We start from the raw sequence: 532 nt of genomic DNA on the forward strand, positions 1-532 counted from the left end.
TTAGAGGGCGCACGCTGCGTCAGGCTCTGAACGGGCCCATAGCTCAGCTGGCTAGAGCGCACGACTGATAATCGTGAGGTCGGTGGTTCGAGTCCACTTGGGCCCACCACTTACTTTCTTTCGAGAAAGAAAGTAAGCAAAGAAAGCTTCAAGCGGTTATCAAGTGGTGAGTATGCGAGGAACAAAAACCCCGTCGGAGACCAGGGGGTTCCTCAAAGGGGGACTGGTCCCCCTTTGAAGACGCGCTCGCCGCGAAGCGGCCTCATTTTCCGCAGAAAATGTAGCGCGTCGTTGGGGGTTTAGTTCAGCTGGTAGAACACTTGCTTTGCAAGCAAGGGGTCACCGGTTCGAGTCCGGTAACCTCCACCAAGAATAGATTGAAGTGTTTGGGCAAACGTCCGAGCATTTCAATCTGGTCTTGAAAAGGATCAGAGGTCTGCACCTTGAAAACTGAACAGTGAATGCAAGCAAGAAATTGCGAGCAAGCAACAGAGAGGTAACAAAGTAAAATTTTGTGGACTTTTAAAAGGGT

General features: G+C 50.8%; 2 tRNA genes. Both read left to right on the plus strand.

Going from position 1 to position 532, the window contains the following annotated elements:
- Window positions 1–32: 32 nt before the first annotated feature.
- Window positions 33–109 (plus strand) — tRNA-Ile (locus tag B5F19_RS16945).
- A 184-nt stretch (window positions 110–293) separates the two neighbouring features.
- Window positions 294–369: transfer RNA gene (locus tag B5F19_RS16950), tRNA-Ala, on the plus strand.
- Window positions 370–532 lie beyond the last annotated feature (163 nt).

The organism is Pseudoflavonifractor sp. An184, from assembly GCF_002160305.1.
GTDB lineage: Bacteria > Bacillota > Clostridia > Oscillospirales > Oscillospiraceae > Lawsonibacter > Lawsonibacter pullicola.